At 58.6% G+C, this 628-nt stretch carries 2 protein-coding genes; both read left to right on the forward strand.

Annotated elements, in window-relative coordinates:
- Positions 1-404, forward strand: a 404-nt coding sequence (locus tag AD928_RS00025) for a phosphatidylglycerophosphatase A family protein (RefSeq protein WP_062247292.1), incomplete at its 5' end; no start/stop codon positions are given.
- A gap of 5 nt (positions 405-409) precedes the next feature.
- A partial coding sequence (locus AD928_RS00030) for a CinA family protein (protein ID WP_167347320.1) occupies positions 410-628 on the forward strand: 219 nt, incomplete at its 3' end.

Here is a 628-nt window from a genome sequence, read left to right on the forward strand (position 1 = left end):
TGCTGTTGGGGCTTCCTCTCCTCAAACGTCCGAAGGCGTTGGTTGGGGCAATTGGGGTGGTCTCCATCGCGGGCTGGTGGGCAGCGGACCGTGCCGGAGAAGGCGAAGATCACAGCTGGATTGTGATTGATGAGGTTGCGGGTATGTGGGTCAGTCTACTGGCCTGCCTGCCCGAAGACGCGGAAGATCCTGCTTCCGTCCGAAAAAGCCTTGGGCTCTCCGTGCTGGCTTTTGCCCTCTTCCGCCTCTTCGATATCAAAAAGCCCGGCCCGGTTGGCTATCTGGACCGCAAGCATGGCGCGACAGGCATTATGGGGGATGATCTGGTTGCAGGTGTCATGGCTGCGGGGTGCATCAAGGCTGCGCGTCTTGTGGCGCGTCACCTGCTCTCCTCTAAAGGCTGATCGCTATGCCTGCATCCCTTCTGACCTCAGATCTTTCTGCCGAACTGATACAGCGCTCTGCGACACTGCTGGAAGCCCTCAGGCGGGCTGAAGCCAAACTGGTGACGGCAGAAAGTTGCACAGGAGGGCTAGTTGCCGCTCTGTTGACGCATCACGCAGGCTCATCAGATGTGACCGAAGGCGGTCTTGTGACCTATTCCAACAGCATGAAGCAGTCAGTTCTC

It is taken from the genome of Acetobacter cerevisiae, from assembly GCF_001580535.1.
Taxonomy (GTDB): domain Bacteria; phylum Pseudomonadota; class Alphaproteobacteria; order Acetobacterales; family Acetobacteraceae; genus Acetobacter; species Acetobacter cerevisiae.